Source organism: Spirillospora sp. NBC_01491 (assembly GCF_036227065.1).
GTDB classification, from domain to species: Bacteria; Actinomycetota; Actinomycetes; order Streptosporangiales; family Streptosporangiaceae; genus Spirillospora; species Spirillospora xylanilytica.
Window position 1 is genome coordinate 7,272,834 of record NZ_CP109432.1, and the last position, 17,978, is coordinate 7,290,811.

Annotated in this window: 17 protein-coding genes; 12 read left to right on the forward strand and 5 right to left on the reverse strand. The window is 74.1% G+C overall.

The features are described 5' to 3' along the window. Positions 1-99: 99 nt before the first annotated feature. The 3 genes from OHA34_RS33810 to OHA34_RS33820 all read right to left on the reverse strand — a co-directional run bounded on the left by OHA34_RS33810 (position 100) and on the right by OHA34_RS33820 (position 3,547). Complete coding sequence (locus tag OHA34_RS33810; RefSeq protein WP_285937255.1) at positions 100-1,341, reverse strand: lysylphosphatidylglycerol synthase transmembrane domain-containing protein; 1,242 nt, start codon at positions 1,339-1,341, stop codon at positions 100-102. A 324-nt stretch (positions 1,342-1,665) separates the two neighbouring features. Beyond that, positions 1,666-1,935 (reverse strand): hypothetical protein, encoded by a 270-nt coding sequence (locus tag OHA34_RS33815; RefSeq protein ID WP_285937254.1) that lies wholly within the window; start codon positions 1,933-1,935, stop codon positions 1,666-1,668. A 58-nt stretch (positions 1,936-1,993) separates the two neighbouring features. Continuing rightward, positions 1,994-3,547 carry a hypothetical protein gene (locus OHA34_RS33820; protein ID WP_285937253.1) on the reverse strand — a complete coding sequence of 518 codons (1,554 nt, stop codon included), beginning with the start codon at positions 3,545-3,547 and terminating at the stop codon, positions 1,994-1,996. A gap of 257 nt (positions 3,548-3,804) precedes the next feature. Here OHA34_RS33820 and OHA34_RS33825 point away from each other — a divergent pair, with 257 nt between their 5' ends. Continuing rightward, entirely contained in the window at positions 3,805-5,589 is a 1,785-nt protein-coding gene (locus OHA34_RS33825; protein ID WP_329519953.1) for a TerD family protein, read from the forward strand. Between the two features lie 37 nt (positions 5,590-5,626). On the opposite strand, the gene OHA34_RS33830 is transcribed toward OHA34_RS33825, so the two are convergent. Both OHA34_RS33830 and OHA34_RS33835 read right to left on the reverse strand, forming a co-directional pair. Further along, complete coding sequence (locus OHA34_RS33830) at positions 5,627-6,097, reverse strand: ferritin-like domain-containing protein (protein ID WP_329519954.1); 471 nt, start codon at positions 6,095-6,097, stop codon at positions 5,627-5,629. A gap of 8 nt (positions 6,098-6,105) precedes the next feature. Beyond that, positions 6,106-6,600: a hypothetical protein gene (locus tag OHA34_RS33835; protein ID WP_329519955.1), complete on the reverse strand. Its 495-nt coding sequence runs from the start codon at positions 6,598-6,600 to the stop codon at positions 6,106-6,108. 270 nt (positions 6,601-6,870) lie between these two features. On the opposite strand from OHA34_RS33835, the gene rimP reads away from it, so the two are divergent. From rimP to rpsO, 11 genes are all read left to right on the forward strand, one after another. Beyond that, on the forward strand, positions 6,871-7,536 hold the full coding sequence (gene rimP, locus OHA34_RS33840; protein WP_329519956.1) for a ribosome maturation factor RimP: 666 nt from the start codon (positions 6,871-6,873) through the stop codon (positions 7,534-7,536). A 25-nt stretch (positions 7,537-7,561) separates the two neighbouring features. Continuing rightward, positions 7,562-8,623 (forward strand): transcription termination factor NusA, encoded by a 1,062-nt coding sequence (nusA, locus tag OHA34_RS33845; RefSeq protein WP_285938579.1) that lies wholly within the window; start codon positions 7,562-7,564, stop codon positions 8,621-8,623. Between the two features lie 34 nt (positions 8,624-8,657). Beyond that, positions 8,658-8,930 carry a YlxR family protein gene (locus tag OHA34_RS33850; protein ID WP_285937249.1) on the forward strand — a complete coding sequence of 91 codons (273 nt, stop codon included), beginning with the start codon at positions 8,658-8,660 and terminating at the stop codon, positions 8,928-8,930. Between the two features lie 119 nt (positions 8,931-9,049). After that, entirely contained in the window at positions 9,050-12,121 is a 3,072-nt protein-coding gene (gene infB, locus OHA34_RS33855; RefSeq protein WP_285937248.1) for a translation initiation factor IF-2, read from the forward strand. Positions 12,122-12,359: 238 nt separating this feature from the next. After that, positions 12,360-12,656 carry a DUF503 domain-containing protein gene (locus tag OHA34_RS33860; RefSeq protein ID WP_285937247.1) on the forward strand — a complete coding sequence of 99 codons (297 nt, stop codon included), beginning with the start codon at positions 12,360-12,362 and terminating at the stop codon, positions 12,654-12,656. A 35-nt stretch (positions 12,657-12,691) separates the two neighbouring features. Next, positions 12,692-13,180 carry a 30S ribosome-binding factor RbfA gene (gene rbfA / locus OHA34_RS33865; RefSeq protein ID WP_285937246.1) on the forward strand — a complete coding sequence of 163 codons (489 nt, stop codon included), beginning with the start codon at positions 12,692-12,694 and terminating at the stop codon, positions 13,178-13,180. Beyond that, positions 13,177-14,499 carry a DHH family phosphoesterase gene (locus OHA34_RS33870; protein WP_285937245.1) on the forward strand — a complete coding sequence of 441 codons (1,323 nt, stop codon included), beginning with the start codon at positions 13,177-13,179 and terminating at the stop codon, positions 14,497-14,499. The genes rbfA and OHA34_RS33870 overlap by 4 nt, the downstream gene beginning before the upstream one ends. A 36-nt stretch (positions 14,500-14,535) precedes the next feature. Further along, positions 14,536-15,405 (forward strand): tRNA pseudouridine(55) synthase TruB, encoded by an 870-nt coding sequence (gene truB, locus OHA34_RS33875; protein ID WP_285937244.1) that lies wholly within the window; start codon positions 14,536-14,538, stop codon positions 15,403-15,405. A gap of 103 nt (positions 15,406-15,508) precedes the next feature. Further along, a complete protein-coding gene (trhA, locus tag OHA34_RS33880; protein WP_285937243.1) occupies positions 15,509-16,180 on the forward strand; it encodes a PAQR family membrane homeostasis protein TrhA in 672 nt (223 codons plus the stop codon). 219 nt (positions 16,181-16,399) lie between these two features. Further along, complete coding sequence (locus tag OHA34_RS33885) at positions 16,400-17,344, forward strand: bifunctional riboflavin kinase/FAD synthetase (protein WP_285937242.1); 945 nt, start codon at positions 16,400-16,402, stop codon at positions 17,342-17,344. A 306-nt stretch (positions 17,345-17,650) separates the two neighbouring features. After that, on the forward strand, positions 17,651-17,920 hold the full coding sequence (gene rpsO / locus OHA34_RS33890) for a 30S ribosomal protein S15 (protein ID WP_285937240.1): 270 nt from the start codon (positions 17,651-17,653) through the stop codon (positions 17,918-17,920). The last annotated feature ends 58 nt before the right edge of the window (positions 17,921-17,978 follow it).

Below are 17,978 nucleotides of genomic sequence, written 5' to 3' on the forward strand. Positions count from 1 at the left end.
TCGCTTGGGAGATTAGCAGGAGGCCGCCCGTCGCAACAAGTCGCGGACGGGCGAGCGGTACGGCTCAGTGGTTCGGTCCCGGCGGCGCCGGGGCGCCGGTCAGTTGCGCGGAGCCTCGGCGGGCGTGCCGGCCGGGAACGTCGAGTAGGGCGTCAGGCACGCGGCGGCGCCGAACCCGTCGAGCAGGGCCCGTCCGGCGCCGGCGAGCCGGCGCTTGGTGCCTGCCGAGAGGCGCGGGCCCTCATGCAGGCCGGCCCAGGCGATCCAGCCGACCGCGACGACCACCCAGTACGACACGAGCCGGTAGAGGCCCACGGCGGCGGCGGCCGGCGTCAGCGTCGCGCCGAAGGCGACCAGCGCCGCGGCCATGCTGCTCTCGATCGCGCCGATGCCGCCCGGCAGCAGCGGCAGCAGGCTGCCCGCCGCCTGCGCGGCGAAGTAGGCCAGCGCCACGCCGTGCGGGTCGACGTCGATGCCGACGGCCCGCGCCGCGGCGAGCAGCGCCAGGATGTCGAACACCCAGTTGAACAGGGCCAGCATGACCAGCATGCCCAAGTCGCGGCGGTTCGGCCGCAGCAGCGCGAGGCCCTCGTGCAGGCGCTCGGCGTATGGGGCGACCCGCCGGTGCGCCATCGCGGTCCGCCACACCCGCCGCAGCGGCGCGGCCAGCAGTGCGCGTGCGGGCGCCCAACGCAGCGCGGGCACCAGCAGCAGGACCAGGGCGAACGGGACGGCCAGCGCCAGCAGTGCTGGGCCGCGCGCGTGCGGCTCGGCCACCAGCGCCAGCAGGCCGACCACGGTGTAGGCGGTCGTGGTGATCACCCCGCCGGCCAGGATCACCGCCGTGGCGAGCTGCGCTGACGCGCCGCTGCGGCGGAACTGCCGGAAGGTGTAGACGACGCTGACCGCCGGGCCCGCCGGCAGCGTGGTGGACAGCGCGTTGCTCGCATAGGTGATCGCGAACGCCCGGCGGACCGGGATCCGCAGCCCGCCGATCCGCAGCAGCCGCCGCTGGAGCCGGGCGAACGAGGCCATCGACAGCGCCTCGCCCAGCACCACCATGATCAGCCAGAGCGGCTCGGCGTGGGTCGCGGCGCTCCACAGGGCGCCGGGGTCGGGGAGCTGGTCGTGGAAGAGCGGCAGCGCCGCCACGGCGGCCAGCAGCATCCCCCACTGGACGATCAGCCCGCGCCGCCTGCGCCACCAGGCGCCTCGCGGCGTGTCCCCCTGCGCGATGTCAGCGGCGGACGAATGGGCGGAGATCCCGGGAATATCGGGGACGTCCAATGAGGGCGGGGGAGGGGCGAGCGCGGGCGAGGGCACCGTGCGCGCACCGTTCATGGCCGGGCCACCTCCCAAACTGGTCCACCAAGCGCAACCGGACCCCGGGTAATGGCATTCCCTGACTTGTGCACCGGAATCGCAAAATCGACCCTGCCGCGTCGGTCGTCCGGCCCCCGCGGCCGACCGCGCCGGGGCCCGGCGGTCTCGCCTGGGAACCCAAGAGCCCGCTCACCGGCGGGTTCAGCGTCGGGGGGGCGTGACGTCCGGGCCCATGCGGGTGGTGCGCTGAAACGCCGACGGCGCCCCACGGCCCTTCCGGACCGTGCGGGCGCCGCCGTTCCTTCTCCCGACCCGACCCGACCCGACCTACCGGCCGTGCGGTCAGGGCCAGTCGGTGGGCTTGACCGCGTCGGCCTCGGCCGGGTCGTTCGGCTCCGGCCAGGGGCCCGAGCCCTTCCGGCTCCTGCGCCGCTCGTATTCGGAGATGCCGATCTCACCGGCGTCCGGGTCGTCGATGACCAGGTCGTCGGGCGGGTCCTCGACGTACTCCTCCGTCAGCGCGACCTCCTCGGCCTGGTCGTCGTCGCCCATGTCGTCGCTGTTGTCCCGCCTGTCGCGGTCCTCGCCGTCTCCGGGCTTCGGTCCGGTCATGGCCCCCTCCAGAGGTCGGAATGCCGACGTCAGGGGACCTTCCCGGTGTCCTGGTGGCCTACTCGCGGTCGCGGACGGCCACCAGGCCGCCGAGCACCCCGACATAGGCGGTGCCGTCCGGGCCGAGGGTGACCGGCGCCCAGTTGTTGTCGAACCACTTCCCGGTCCCGGTGAGGACCTTGTAGACCGTCCGGCCGGTGTGCACGTCGACGGCGGTGAGGTACCAGGCGTCGATGAGGTCCTCGCGCTTCTCCTTGGTGTACAGGTACAGCAGCCCGGCCGGGACCGACACCTTGGCGACCGTCGACGGCGACCGCTCCTTGCTCGTCCAGGTGGTCGTGCAGCCCTTCCCGCCCGGGTCGACGTCGATCCGGCTCGCGCCGCCCACCGATGAGCCGCCGGGCGGCAGCTCGAGGAAGTTGCGGTAGCCGTAGTTGTTCTCCACGAAGAGGCTGCGGCCGTACCCGATCAGGGAGTTGTCGGTGGCACTGGCGCCGCTCCCGAAGACCGGCACCTTGCAGAGCAGCTTTCCGTCCGAGCGCCGTTGCACGAGCACGTGCATCCGGTCGTCGGCGTTGTCGGTGATCGCCACGTACCCGTCGCCGAAGAACGTGGGCGTCGTCCCCGACCCCTGGTCGATCTGGCCGGGCTTGCGCCCGGTGCCCCGGTCGTAGGGGGTGCGCCAGACGACCTCCGGCGTGCCGTCCCCCGCCGCCCGCATCCTGTAGAGCGCGTGGTCGGACACGACGGACAGGCCGTCCTCGGCGGCGGCGAAGGAGTTCTGGATCGCCTCTCCGGGCAGCCTGCTCTGCCGCACGGTCCCGGTGTCCGGATCGACGGTCCCGATCCGGCCGTTCCGCGTGATCCACCAGATCAGCCCGCCCCAGTCGGGCCCCACGGCGGTGATCGGGTCGCACTCGCCCTTGGGCCACGGGGCGGTCCAGGTGGCGCAGTCGTGCGGGAGGTCGCCGCTGAGGTCCCAGTCGTCGGTGACGGTGAACCGCCACTTCCCGTCCGGGCCCCTCTCGTGGGCGAAGCGCCGCAGATGGAACGCCGAGTCGGCCAGGACCGCCCGGTCCTGCGGGTCGAGGTAGTAGTAGGCGCCGCCGGAGGTGTCGGTGAGGACCTTGTCCAGGCTCCCAGAGAACGCGGCCTGCACGGTCGACGGACGCGGCGGCAGCTCGTACGTCGCCAGGTCCTTGAGCGTCACCGGGTCGATCAGGCGCAGCATGAAGTTCTGCCCGCGCGTGCACTGCGCGACGATGAGCCCGGACTTCTTGGCGAACGTCACCGTGGAGCACAGCCCCGGCAGCAGCCCGCCGCCCTTCGCCTCGTTCAGCACCTGCGGGTTGCGGCCGAGCGGCCCTGAGAACGGGTAGGTGTCGGAGGCGTAGCTGTCGGCGTGCATGGACGAGGTTCCGACCGGCCCCTGATGCGGGTTGGCGGGGACGGGCCTGCCCGCGAGCGGGCGCGGGGTGGCGGGCGCGCCGACATAGCCCGGCACCAGTCCCCTTCCCGGCCCGTCCGGGATGGGGGTGGACCCCTCGGCCACCGCCGGTCCGGCGGCGGCGAGCACGACGGCCCCTGCTAGGGCCGCGACGCTCTTGCGCATTCGGGACTCCCTACATCCTTCAAGCCCGGATCCTGGACGTCCCGGTCGCGCCCTCCGGAACGGATCACCACATACCGGGATCATCGTCCGGCGCGCCACGATGGTTACGACCCCAAGGCCGTGCAGGCCCCCACCCGCGGGGGCACGGCGCTCCTGACTCCGCCACCGACCCCGCCGGCCCCTCCGATCTGACCGCATGTGGGCAGGCCGCCAGGTATCCGGGCGCGGCCCGCCCTGGCCGTGGTTAACCTGCCGCCATGCTGACGTCCAGGGTCGCCTCCGCCCCGCGCCCGGCCTCCGGTTACCGCCACGACTGGGCCTTCGTCGATGTCGAGACCTCCGGTCTCCGCGCGGAGCGCGACCGGGTGCTGTCCCTGGCGGTGCTCACGGCCGGGCCGGACGGCACGCCGGAGGCGGAGTACACCACGCTCCTCGATCCCGGCTGCGACCCCGGGCCCGTGCACGTCCACGGCCTCACCGCCGAGCGGCTGCGCGGCGCGCCCCAGTTCGAGCAGGTCGCCGGGCGCGTCGCCGAGCTGCTCCGCGGACGGGTGATGGTGGCGCACAACGCCCAGTTCGACTACGGGTTCCTCGCCGGGGAGTTCGCCCGCGCGGGCCTGACCCTGCCCGTCGAGCGGCGGCTGTGCACGCTCACGCTGAACCGCCGGCTGGCCCCGCCGACCCCCGATCTGCGGCTCGGCACGCTGGCCGCGCACTACGGCGCCGGGCTCTTCCGCGCCCATGACGCGCTGGAGGACGCCAAGGCGCTCGCGGGCGTCCTGCGCGGCTCGCTGGCCGCCGCGAGCGCGCTCGGCCTGCCGCTCCCGCTGGTCGCCTGCCCGCCCCGCGCGGCCGGCGGCCACCCGCCGCGGATCCCCAAGCAGCGATGTGCGTTCCTGAGCCCCGGACGGCTGCCGTCCGGCGGCCCGCTCGTGCAGGGCATGAAGATCGCCGTCACGGGCCCGACCGCGACCCCGCGCGAGGAGCTGGTGGCGCGGGCCGTCGCGGCCGGGCTGAACGTGATGGGCTCGGTCAGCCGGCACACCAGCGTGCTCGTCGCCGACGACGCCGGCTCCGGTTCGGCCAAGGCGCGCCGGGCGGCGGCCGAAGGCGTCCCGGTCATCGGCGAGCGCGAGTTCGCCCGGCTGCTCGGCGACGTCCGGCCGGGCACCCCGCACGAGCCGGTGCGGGGCGCGGAGGGCGGGGGACCGGTCCCGGCCCCGGCGGCGAAGCGGCGCCCGCCGGCCGGGCCGCTCGGCTCCCGGCGGGTGCTGGTCCTCGGCGGGACGCACCCCGAGGCGGTGGCCGCGCGGACCCGCGTCGTCGCCCTCGGCGGCGCCGCCGCGGTGAACCTCTCGGCCACCGTCACCGACGTGCTGGCGCTCCGCGGCGCGCGGGACGACCGCCGGATGGCCCGGATCGTCGCGCTCGAACTCCCGGTCCGCGACCCGGCGTGGCTCGATGCGCCCGACCGGCTCGGCCTCCCCGCCGCGTCCGCCCGGCGGGCCGCGCCGGTGGTGCTGCCCAGGGGAGCGGTGATCGACCTCCCGGTCACCCCGGACACGGCGCGCTGGACGGTCACCGCCGCCTGGGCCCAGGCGGCGTCCTGCGAGGTCGACGTCGTCGCCTTCCTCGTGGACGAGGACGGCCAGGTGGCGTGCGACGAGGACATGGTCTTCTACGGGGCGCCCGAGACATCGGACGGGGCGGTGCGGCTGTCGACCGACGGGCCGGCCGAGCAGACCGTCGCGATCGACCTGGCCGCGCTGCCGGCGGCCGTCCGCAGGGTCACGGTGGCGGCGGCGATCGACGGCGCGGTGCGCTTCGGCGACCTCGGCCCGATCGAGATCGTCGCGGGCCCGGCCGGCGGCGGCACGCCCGTCGCCCAGGCCACCGTGGACGCCGCGACCACCGAGCGCACCCTGCTGCTCGGCGAGCTCTACCGGCGGGGGCCCTCATGGCGCCTGCGCGCGGTCGGGCAGGGCTACGACTTCGGGCTGGACGGCCTGGCCCGCTCGTTCGGCGTGGACGTCGAAGAGTGACCGACGGGAGTCAGGCGGCCCGGACCGCACCGTTCCCTCACGTGCCGGGGGTCACTCGCTCTCCGGGGGCCGCCTTGGGGGAGAGCGCGCTCTGCGGGAGCCCGGGGAACGCCTCGCCGGGAAGCGGGCGCCCCGCGCTCGAGAGCCAGCGCACCGAACGGATCATCGCCCGCTGCATGGCGTGCGCCGCGAACGAGCGGAGCGCCGGATCGGTGGCACCGGCCAGTCCCACGTACGCGCCGACCAGGTCCTGCTCCAGGGCGGCGGCGAGCTCGGCGGCGGTGCGCGCCGACGTGACCTTGACCGGGAGCCGGTAGACGGGCGCGGCGGCCTCGGGCCGGGCGCCCTGGCCGGTGAGCCGCGCGACCAGATCGTCGCGCTGGAGCCGGTGCGCGTCCCAGTGGGTCTTCGCCGTCTGCTGGAGAGGGCCGCGCAGCCGCGCGCCCAGCACGCCGTAACCGTAGACGGCCGCGTGCTCGGCCCTCAACGCGTCCTGGAGAGCGTTCACCGTGCGCCTCATGGCGCCCCCACCAGTGCCGCGGCGTGCCCGGCCTCGCAGGCGCCGATGCTGGCGAGGAGCTGGGCCAGCGCCGGATCGACCTTGCCCGCGTCGGCCACCCGCGCGGTCGCCGCCTTGGTCTCGGCCTGCCGCAGCACCGCGAGGGCCTCCCGCGGTGCGGCGGGGATCTTCTGCGGACGCGGCGGCGGGATCGCGCCACCCTCGTCCGCGCGCTCGCCCGACCCGGGGACGTAGTGCCGCCGCAGCACCGCCAGATGCTCGCGGTGCCGGGCGAGAACGGGATCGATGCGCCCGGCCAGCGACGCGTGCGCGGCCCGTGCGGCCTCGTACGAGGCGATCAGGTCCTGCTCGGACGCGATCGCGCCGACCAGTGCGGGCACCTCGGTGCGCGGCGCCGCCGCCTCGGCCGCGCAGCCCGCCAGCAGCGGGAGGGTGAGCGTCCCGCCCAGGACCGCGCGCCGCGAGACCCTGCCCGTCCTGGCCTGTGGCAAGCGTGTCTCCTCACCCGGTGGCGTGCCTGGTGGCGCGGTGGCCGGCCGCCGCGGTGATCGTCCACCCGTCGGCCCTGCTCAAGCATTCCATATCCGGCACGCCGGTGAGCTCTTCGAAAGACCGTTGGGGTGTCCGGCTGTCGATAGTCTTGAAGGGGCAACGGACAAGCGGCGATTTCAGCACGAACACGGAGGAGGTCCCATGAGCGAGGAGTCCACTGGTGGCCGCGCTCAGCGGGGCCGCACAGCCCCGGTGAACGGAGTGCGACCATGAGCGCGCCGACCAGGGAAGAGGCCATCGAGGCACTGACCGGGCTGCTCGCCCCGGCGGTGGCCGAGCTCGGCCTCGACCTCGAGGAGATCGACGTGCGCCCGGCCGGGCGCCGCCGGCTGGTGCGGATCATCGTGGACGGTGACGACGGGGTCTCCCTCGACGACATCACCACGCTGAGCCGGACGGCCTCGGAACTGCTCGACGGGGCCGGGACCATGGGCACGGCGTCGTACGTGCTCGAAGTGTCCTCGCCCGGCGTCGACCGTCCCCTCACCGAGCCGAGGCACTGGCGCCGCGCCGTCGGCCGGCTGGTCGTCGCCCCGCTGACCGAGGGCGGGCAGATCGAGGGCCGCGTGGTGTCCGCGGACGACGAGACCATCGTCATCGACGTGGTCGACAAGCGCCGGGGCAAGGGCTCCGGCGGCAAGGGCCCCGGCGGCAAGGGCTCCGGCGAGAAGGGCCCCGGCGGCAAGAGCGGCCCGAAGTCCGGCGGGCCGCACCGGGGCGGGCCGAAGTCCGGTGAACCGGCCACCGCCCGGCGCCGGTTCGGCCGCGGCGACCTGGGACGCGGCCGGGTGCAGGTGGAGTTCCGCCCCATGGCGGACGCGACGGGCCCCGCCGACGAGGCCGACCAAACGCGTTCTCCGGCTCAGCCGGACTAGAGGGGGGAACCTCGTGGACATCGACATGACTGCGCTGCGCAGTCTCGAGAGCGAGAAGGACATCTCGCTCGAGGTGGCGGTGAAGGCCATCGAAGACGCCTTGCTGATCGCCTACCACCGCACGGAGGGCGCCGCGACCAAGGCCCGGGTCGAGCTCGACCGGCGGAGCGGGCACGTCACCGTCTGGGCGACCGAGACCGACGAGGAGGGCGAGGCCCTCCGCGAGTACGACGACACGCCCACCGGGTTCGGGCGCATCGCGGCGACGACCGCCAAGCAGGTCATCCTCCAGCGGCTGCGCGACGCCGAGGACGAGCTGACCTTCGGCGAGTACGCCGGCCGCGAGGGTGACATCGTCTCCGGCATCATCCAGCAGGGCAACGACCCGCGGAACGTGCTGGTCGACCTCGGCAAGATCGAGGCCGTGCTGCCGCCGCAGGAGCAGGTGCCCGGCGAGCGGTACGAGCACGGCGAGCGGCTCCGCGCCTACGTCGTGCAGGTCCGCAAGGGCCACCGCGGCCCGTCGGTGCAGCTTTCCCGCACCCACCCCAACCTGGTGCGCAAGCTGTTCGCGCTGGAGGTCCCCGAGATCGCCGACGGCACCGTGGAGATCTCGGCGATCGCCCGCGAGGCCGGCCACCGCACCAAGATCGCGGTGCGCTCGCGCAAGCCCGGGGTGAACGCCAAGGGCGCCTGCATCGGCCCGCTCGGCAGCCGGGTCCGCAACGTGATGGCCGAGCTGCACGGCGAGAAGATCGACATCGTCGACTGGTCGGACGACCCGGCCGAGTTCGTCGGCAACGCGCTGTCCCCGGCCCGGGTCACCAGCGTCGAGGTGATCGACGCCGAGGCCCGGGTCGCACGGGTGATCGTGCCCGACTACCAGCTCTCCCTGGCCATCGGCAAGGAGGGCCAGAACGCCCGGCTGGCCGCCCGGCTGACCGGGTGGCGGATCGATATCCGGTCCGACACCGAGCCCGCGGGAGCCGCCGGGACCAGGCCGGCAAAGGCCACCGAACCCGACGAATCCGGATCTTCTACGTCAGGAGAGCATGCGACAGGTCCCGCCGACGCTTCGGCGCGGTAGACTCGATTCACGTGGCCGGGCGGCCCCGCTACGCATGTGCGTGGGCTGCCGGGCTCGCACGGCCAAGTCCGACCTGCTGCGCCTGGTGGTGATCGAGGGCGTCATCGTCCCCGATCCCCGTGGGCGGCTGCCGGGCCGGGGCGCACATGTGCACCCCGACCTGGGATGCCTCGAGCTCGCAGAGCGACGTCGGGCGTTCCCCCGGGCCTTCCGCCTGGCGGGGCCGCTCGATGGCGAAGCGCTGCGGGCGCGGCTTGCTACGCAGGCCGCGCGGCAGCAGGATGGAACACCGGTAAGCGACGTCTAGTCGGAAGCAGGTCGAGATTGCTATGAGCGCTCGATGAGCACGCCATGAGCACGCCGCAATGAGTACGGCACGTTAGCGACGGTCCGGAGGCCGCACCCCCGGACCGAGTAGGGAGTGCAGTGGCCAAGGTCCGGGTTTACGAACTCGCCAAGGAGTTCGGCGTAGAGAGCAAGGTCGTCATGGCCAAGCTCCAGGAGATGGGTGAGTTCGTACGTTCTGCGTCCTCCACCATCGAGGCGCCGGTCGTTCGCAGGCTGACAGATGCTTTTTCCAACTCGTCCTCCGGTAAGCCGGGGGAGAAGAAGGGCGGGCCCAAGCGCCCGTCCGCCCCGCGTCCCGGTCCGTCCGGGCCGCGTCCGGGTCCGTCCGGCGGCGGTGGCGGCGGAGAGGGCGCCCGCCCAGGCGGCGCCCCCAGGCCGGCCGCACCGCGTCCGCCCGCGCCCAAGCCGGGCCCCGGCGGTCCGGCCGGTGTTCCGGCCGCACCCGGTGGCCAGGGTGGCCCGAGCGGTCCGCGGCCGGGTCCGCGCCCGCCCGTGCCGCCGGCGCCGAGCACCCCGGTCGCGCCGCCCGCGGCCCCGGCGGCTCCGGCCGCCCCCGCGGCACAGGCCCCGAGCGCTCCGAGCGCCCCGCCCGCCGGTTCCTCCGGCGCGCCCGCGGCTCCGGCAGGTCCCGGCCCCAAGCCCGGTCCGCGCTCGCCCAAGCCGGGCCCGCGCCCCGGCCCGCGCCAGCAGGGTGGTGGCGGCGGAGGCCGCGGCCCCGGCGGGCCGCGTCCGGGCAACAACCCGTTCAGCTCGACCAACACCGGCATGGGCCAGTCACCCAAGCCGGGCCCGCGTCCCGGCCCGCGTCCGGCCGGTCCCGGCGACCGCCCCAGCGGCGGCGACCGTGACCGTCCCCCGCGTCCCGCGGCGGGCGGCCGTCCCGGCGGCGCCCCCGGTGCGGGCGGCCCCCGTCCGAGCCCGGGCGGTATGCCGCCCCGGCCCGCCGGCGGCGGTGGCGGCGGACCTCGTCCGAGCCCGATGAACATGCCCTCGTCCCGGCCCGCGGGCGCCCCTGGGCGCGGCGGACCCGGCGGCGGTGGCGGCGGCGGACGCGGCCCTGGTGGCGGCGGTCGTCCCGGTGGCGGTGGCGGCGGCGGTCGTCCCGGTGGTGCCGGCCGTCCCGGTGGCGGCGGCGGCTTCGGAGCCCCGCGCGCCGGCGGCGGCGGTCGTCCCGGCGGTGGCTTCGGCCCCCGTCCCGGTGGCGGCGGCCGTGGCCGCGGCGGCACGCAGGGGGCCTTCGGGCGTCCCGGCGGGCGGCCGACGCGCGGTCGCAAGTCCAAGAAGCAGAGGCGTCAAGAGTTCGACCAGATGCAGGCGCCCGCCGCCGGCGGCATCCAGGCGCCGCGCGGTCACGGCAAGCCCATCCGGCTGCCGCAGGGCGCCACGCTGACCGACTTCGCCGAGAAGATCGGCGCCAACCCGGCGTCGCTCGTGGCGATCATGATGCACCTCGGCGAGATGGTCACCGCGACCCAGTCGGTCACCGAGGACACCCTGAAGCTGCTCGGCGTCGAGCTCGACTTCGACGTGCACGTGGTCAGTCCCGAGGACGAGGACCGCGCGCTGCTGGAGTCGTTCGACATCGACTACGGCGAGGACGAGGGCGGCGAGGAGAACCTCGTGTCCCGTCCGCCGGTGGTGACCGTCATGGGTCACGTCGACCACGGTAAGACCAGGCTGCTGGACGCGATCCGCAACGCCAACGTGGTCGCGGGCGAGGCCGGCGGCATCACCCAGCACATCGGTGCCTACCAGGTCGAGACCGTGGTGGACGGCGAGGACCGCAAGATCACCTTCATCGACACCCCGGGCCATGAGGCGTTCACCGCCATGCGCGCCCGCGGTGCCGACACCACCGACCTGGTGGTGCTGGTGGTCGCGGCCGACGACGGCGTCAAGCCGCAGACCACCGAGGCGATCGACCACGCGACCGCGGCCGGGGTGCCGATCGTGGTCGCGGTCAACAAGATCGACAAGGAGGGCGCGGACCCGCAGCGGGTGCGTTCCCAGCTCACCGAGTACGGGCTGGTCGCCGAGGAGTTCGGCGGCACGACCCAGTTCGTCGACGTGTCCGCCCGCGAGGGCATCAACATCGACGGGCTGCTCGAGTCGATCGTGCTGACCGCCGACGCCGAGCTCGAGCTCAAGGCCAACCCCGACATGCCCGCGCAGGGGTCCGCCATCGAGGCGCACCTCGACAAGGGCCGGGGCGCCGTGGCGACCGTGCTGGTGCAGCGCGGCACGCTCCAGATCGGCGACTCGATCGTCTGCGGCGTGGCCCACGGCCGCGTCCGGGCGATGCTCGACGAGAACGGCGACAACGTCGACGAGGCGGGCCCGTCCCGTCCGGTGCTGGTGCTCGGCCTGACCGCCGTGCCGGGCGCGGGCGACAACTTCCTGGTCGTCGAGGACGACCGGGTGGCGCGCCAGATCGCCGACAAGCGGACCGCGCGCAAGCGCAACGCCGAGTTGCTGCGCAGCCGCAAGAGCAGCTCCCTCGAGGAGCTGTTCAAGGACCTCGAGCGGGGCGAGCGGGACGAGCTGCTGCTCATCCTCAAGGGCGACGTGTCCGGCTCGGTCGAGGCCCTGGAGGACTCGCTCCTCAAGATCGATGTGGGCGACGAGGTCAGCCTGCGGGTCATCCGGCGCGGTGTCGGTGCGATCACGCAGGACGACGTCAACCTGTCGCTGGCGTCCGAGGGCGCGGTCATCATCGGCTTCAACGTGCGGCCTGAGCGCAACGCGCAGGAGCTGGCCGACCGCGAAGGCGTCGACATCCGGTACTACTCGGTCATCTACCAGGCGATCGAAGAGGTCGAGGCGGCCCTCAAGGGCATGCTCAAGCCGGAGTTCGAAGAGGCCCAGCTCGGCACCGCGCAGGTCCGCGAGATCTTCAAGGTTCCGAAGATCGGCAACGTGGCCGGCTCGATGGTCACCTCGGGGATCATCCAGCGCAACGCCAAGGCGCGGCTCGTCCGCGACGGCGTCGTGGTGTCGGACAACCTCACGGTGTCCTCGCTGCGCCGCTTCAAGGACGACGCGACCGAGGTCCGCGAGGGCTTCGAGTGCGGTATCGGGGTCGGGTACAACGACATCAAGATCGATGACGTCATCGAGTGCTTCGAGATGCGGGAGAAGCCCCGCGACTAAAGGCACGGACACGGCCGCGCGGCCCCGGCTCCCCGGGGCCGGGCCGCACGGCCGCCCACCTTGAGAACCAGTGACATGACGCCAGGCGGATCTCCAGCCTGGCGTCATGTCATGTCGGGGGCGGAACACGGCGGTCCGTCCCGCCCCCCGCCCGTCCCGCCGGCCGAGCCGCGCGGTCCGGGAACACGCCGGCTCTCCGCCGTCGTTCCATCTTCAAGAATCACGAGGTGATCGATAGGTGTACGTGGGGGCGCTGACTCTCGACCTGCTGCTGGGCGACGTCCGTTCACTGAAACAGAAGCGATCGGTCGTCCGGCCCATCCTCGCCGAGGTGCAGCGGCGGTTCCCCGCCGTCGCCGTCGCCGAGACCGGCGACAACGACCTGCACCGCAGGGCGGAGATCGGGGTGGCCGTGGTGGCGGGCACCGCGGCCAACTGCACCGAGGTGCTCGGCAAGTGCGAGAACCTCGTGGCCGGGCGCCCGGAGATCGAACTGCTGTCCGCGCGGCAGCGGCTCTTCAACGACGAGGACTGATGTCCTCGCGAGGACCATAGAAAGGGAGTGCGATCATGGTGGACGCAGCTCGCGCGCGCAAGCTCGCCGACCGCATCCAGCAGATCGTGGCGGAGATGCTGGAGCGGCGGGTCAAGGACCCGCGGCTCGGCTTCGTGACCGTGACGGACACCCGCATCACCAACGACCTGCGGGACGCGACCGTGTACTACACGGTGTACGGGTCCGACACCGAGCGCGCGGAGACCGCCGCGGCGCTGGAGAGCGCCAAGGGGGTCATCCGCTCGGAGGTGGGCCGGCAGACCGGGGTCCGGCATACGCCGAGCCTCACCTTCATCCTGGACTCCCTGATGGAGAACGTGGCGCACATCGACGACCTGCTCGCCCAGGCGCGGGCCAGGGACGCCGAGGTCGCCAAGGCGGCCCAGGGGGCCGAGCCGGCCGGCGACGCCAACCCCTATCGCGAGCCCGACGAGTCCGGCGATGAGGAGGCCCCTGCCGAGCCGGGCGGCCGGGACGGCGAGGCGGGACGCGCGTCATCGTGAGCGGGTCACAGGGCCGCGGCGAGACGCCGGGCGCCGGGCGGCCCGGCCGGCCCGCACAGCGCGCGCCGCGCGACGCGGGCGGGCACACCGCGACCGGCCACGACGTCGTCCCGCGTGCCGCGGGCGGACGGGGCCGCGCCGGATCCGGCGGGGCGGTGGCGCACGCCGCCCGCCGGGCCGAGCACCCGAAGCCGGCGGGGCCCGCCCCGACGGCCGCGTCCATCACGTCGGACGCGGCCGGCGGCGGACCCGGCCCGGGACCGGACGCGGCGGCCCCGGTCGGGGCGTCGTGGCCGTCCGGGGCCGACTGGAACCGGGCGCTGGAGCTGATCTCCGCGGCCGACGAGGTCTCGCTGGTCTGCCACGTGGCCCCCGACGGGGACGCGCTCGGCTCGATGCTGGCCCTCGGCCAGGCGCTGACCGCGCTCGGCAAGCGCTGCCTGGCCTCGTTCGGCGAGCCGTTCACCGTCCCGGGCATCCTGCGCTTCCTGCCCGGCCAGGACCTGCTGGTCGAGCCCCAGCGGATGCCCGCCGCGCCGACGCTGATGATCGCGCTCGACGCGGCCGGCGCCGCGCGGCTCGGCTCGCTGGCCGAGCGGGCGGGCCGGGCCGAGGCGCTCATCGTCGTCGACCACCACGCCTCCAACACCGGGTTCGGCGCGGTGCGGCTGGTCGACCCGGACGCCGCGGCGACCGCGGTGCTGGTCGACGAGCTGATCCGGCGGCTCGGCGTCCCGCTCGACCGCGACATCGCGCAGGGCCTGTACGCGGGGCTCGCCAGTGACACCGGCTCGTTCAAGTACCCGTGCACCACCCCGGAGGTGCACGACCTGGCCGGACGGCTGCTGGCCGCGGGCGTGCGCGCCGATGCGGTCAGCCGCGAGCTGTGGGACCGGGCGCCGTTCGGATACCTCCAGGTCCTGGCGGGGGCGCTGGCGCGGGCCCGGCTCGAACGCGACGCGGCGGGCGGGCGCGGCCTGGTCTGGACGACGATCGCGCGCACCGACCGGGACGCCCGCGACGTCCCCTACGACCAGCTCGAGGGCGTCATCGACCAGCTCCGCCGCACCGATGAGGCCGAGGTCGCGGTCGTCTGCAAGGAGAACGACGCGGGCGACTGGTACGTCTCCACCCGCTCCAAGGGCGCGGTGGACGTCGGCCGGGCCTGCGTCGAGCTCGGCGGCGGCGGGCACGACAGCGCCGCGGCGTTCACCGCGTCCGGCGAGCCCATCGCCATCATCGACCGGCTGCGCGCCGCCCTGCGCGGGCCGGAGGACGAGGCGCCCGTCCAGGACCGGCCCGCCGACCCCGGGCTGTAGGGCGCACCTGACCACCGAAGACTCGGAGAGCACGCTGTGACATCGGGACTCGTCATCGTCGACAAGCCGGCCGACTGGACCTCGCACGACGTCGTCGGCAAGCTCCGCCGGCTCGCCGGGACCCGCCGGGTCGGGCACGCCGGCACGCTCGACCCGATGGCGACCGGTGTGCTGGTGATCGGGGTCGACAAGGCCACCCGGCTGCTCGGCCACCTCGCGCTGACCGAGAAGGGCTACGACGCCACGATCAGGCTGGGCCTGACCACCAACACCGACGACGCCGAGGGCGAGGTGATCGCGACGGCCTCCGCCGCGGCGGTCACGGACGCCGCGCTGCACGCGGGGATCGCCGCGCTGACCGGGCCGATCCAGCAGGTGCCGCCGCAGGTCAGCGCGATCAAGGTGAACGGCGAGCGGGCCTACAAGATGGCCCGCAAGGGCGAGGAGGTCGAGCTCAAGGCCCGTCCGGTGACCGTGCGCGAGTTCACCGTGACCGACGTCCGGCGCGACGGCGAGGTGATCGACGTGGACGCCTCCATCGCCTGCACTTCCGGCACCTACATTCGCGCGCTCGCCCGCGACCTCGGCGCCGGGCTCGGCTGCGGCGGACACCTCACCCGCCTGCGCCGCACCCGGGTGGGGCCGTACGACCTGGGCCTGGCCCGCACGATCGAGCAGCTCGCCGGGAACCTGGAGATCGTGCCGATCGCCGAGGCGGTCGGCGCCGCCTTCCCGCGCCGGGACGTGTCCGAGGACGACGCCCGCAAGATCGCGCATGGCGGCCGGCTGGCCGCGGCGGGGCAGGGGCCGGGCCCCGTGGGCGTGTTCGCGCCCGACGGGACCCTTCTCGCCCTGGTCGAGGAGCGGGACGGCGCCGCCAGGCCCCTCGCCGTCTTCGTGCCCTAGGACGCCCCGCCGGGACGGGTGGTGAGAGTCACGGCGGAGGGGGGTGCGCTCTAACCTACGGTCGCGTAACCTACGAGACCGTAGGTTAACTGAGGAGGCGTCCATGGCGACAGTGCGATCCCACCCCCCGGTGACCGCGCCCCCGGACCGTCCCCATCTGCGCGGCTGGCTGCACCTCGGTGCCTTCCCCGCCGTGCTGGTGGCCGGACTGGTCCTGGTCGCGCTCGGGCCGAGCACGTCCGCGCGGCTGGCCTCGGCGCTGTACGTGGCCACCTCGGCGCTGCTGTTCGGGATCTCGGGGACCTACCACCGGCAGCGCTCGATCAGGGTGATCGAGGTGCTGCGCCGCTTCGACCACGCCAACATCTACCTGATCATCGCCGGCACCTACACCCCGTTCGCGGTGGTGGCCCTGGACGGCGGCGTCCGCGTCGCGGTGCTGGCCGTGGTGTGGACGGGCGCGATCGCCGGAGTGGTCTTCCGGACCGCCTGGATCGGCGCCCCGCGCTGGCTGTACGTCTCGCTCTACATCGTGCTGGGCTGGGTCGCGGTGTTCTTCATGCCGCAGTTCCTCTCCGGCGCCGGGGTGGTGGCCTGCACGCTGGTCGCGCTGGGCGGCGTCTGCTACAGCGTCGGGGGAGTGGTCTACGGGCTCAAGCGGCCCGACCCGTCACCCCGCTGGTTCGGGTTCCACGAGGTGTTCCACTCGTTCACGCTCGCCGCGTACGTCATGCAGTACATCGCGGTCTCGCTCGTCGTGTACCAGTCCGTCTGAGCCGGCCGCCCGGCAGGACGCGCGCCCGCGCGCCCCTGCCCGTGCCCCGCTCCGGGGCATGCCGGCTACCGACACGTAGACTCTGCGCGGACGGTCATGCGCGAGCGCCGGTTCCGAAGGGCCCCTGAACGGCAGCCCCCTCGGTCACCCCGCCCCGCGGCACATGGCAGGCTTGGGGACAGGCACGACGAGCAGGCAGGTCTACGCAGGGAGAGCATGGTGCGGCGCTGGCATGGCCTCGACGAGGTTCCGGCCGACTGGGGCCGATCAGTGGTCACCATCGGGGTGTTCGACGGTGTGCACCGCGGCCACCAGCGGATCGTGGGCGCCGCCGCCGAAGAGGCCCGCCGCCGCGGCCTGCGCTCGGTGGTGATCACCTTCGACCCGCACCCCGACGAGGTCGTCCGCCCCGGCACCCATCCGCCGCTGCTGGCCACCACCAAGCGCCGGATCGAGCTGCTGGAGGGGCTCGGCACCGACGCCGTGGTGGTCGTGCCGTTCACCCTCGGGCTGTCGAAGGTGCCGCCGGACGAGTTCGTCCAGTCGGTGCTGGTCGACCGGCTGCACGCGGCGCATGTGATCGTCGGCGAGGACTTCCGCTTCGGGCACAAGGCGAAGGGCGACCTGCCGCTGCTCCAGGAGCTCGGCGAGAAGTACGACTTCACCGCCGAGGGCATGCCGCTGGTCGCCAACGGCGACACGATCTCCTCCACCTACATCCGCGAGCGGCTGGGCGCCGGCGCGGTCGAGGCCGCCGCGCTCGCGCTCGGCCGCCCGCACCGCGTCGAGGGCGTCGTCGTCCGCGGCCACCAGCGGGGCCGGGCGCTCGGCTTCCCCACCGCCAACCTGGAAACGCTGCCGCACACCGCGATCCCCGCCGACGGCGTCTACGCCGGCTGGCTGGTCGGCGACTCCGACCGCTACCCCGGCTTCCGCTGGCCCGCGGCGATCTCCATCGGCACCAACCCCACCTTCGAGGGCGGCGACGAGCGGACCGTCGAGGCGTACGCGCTCGACCGCGACGACCTCGACCTCTACGGCGAGCACATGGGCGTCGACTTCCAGGACCGCATCCGCGACACCCTGAAGTTCGACTCGATCGACGCGCTGATCACCGAGATGCGCCGCGACGTCGACCGCGCCCGCGCGCTCACCTCCGGCTGACCGGGCCGGCCGGCGCGGCCCGCGGCGGCCGATCCGGGGCGAGAGGGCCGGTCCGGGCCGGGGTGCCGGGCGCACCGAGCGGACCGTGTGAAACGGGCCGCAGGGGCGTATACCGTGAGGTCACGGCACGTTCCGCTTCGTGACCGGGTGGCTTTCTGGCATGGTACGGTGAATAGTCGCCGGGAAGGGCCCCGGCTCGGCGGGCTGCACCCTCATGCGGCCCCGCCACGATTCCCCAACGCACCATGTGGACCCGAGTGCCCACGGGCCGGGATCTGCGGGTGACGATCTCACTGAAGGAGCCTCGTGTCGCTCGACACCGCCACCAAAAACAAGATCATCGCCGAGTATGCGACCACTGAGGGTGACACCGGTTCCCCGGAAGTCCAGGTCGCGCTGCTGACCCGGCGGATCAACGACCTCACCGAGCACCTCAAGGAGCACAAGCACGACCACCACAGCCGCCGCGGCCTGCTGCTGCTGGTCGGCCGTCGTCGCCGGCTCCTGAAGTACCTCAGCAACAAGGACATCAGCCGCTACCGGAAGCTGATCGAACGACTCGGTCTGCGCCGCTAGCACGGTGAGGGAGTGGCTCGGGCGAGCCACTCCCTCTCGCATATTTCCCGATAGACGA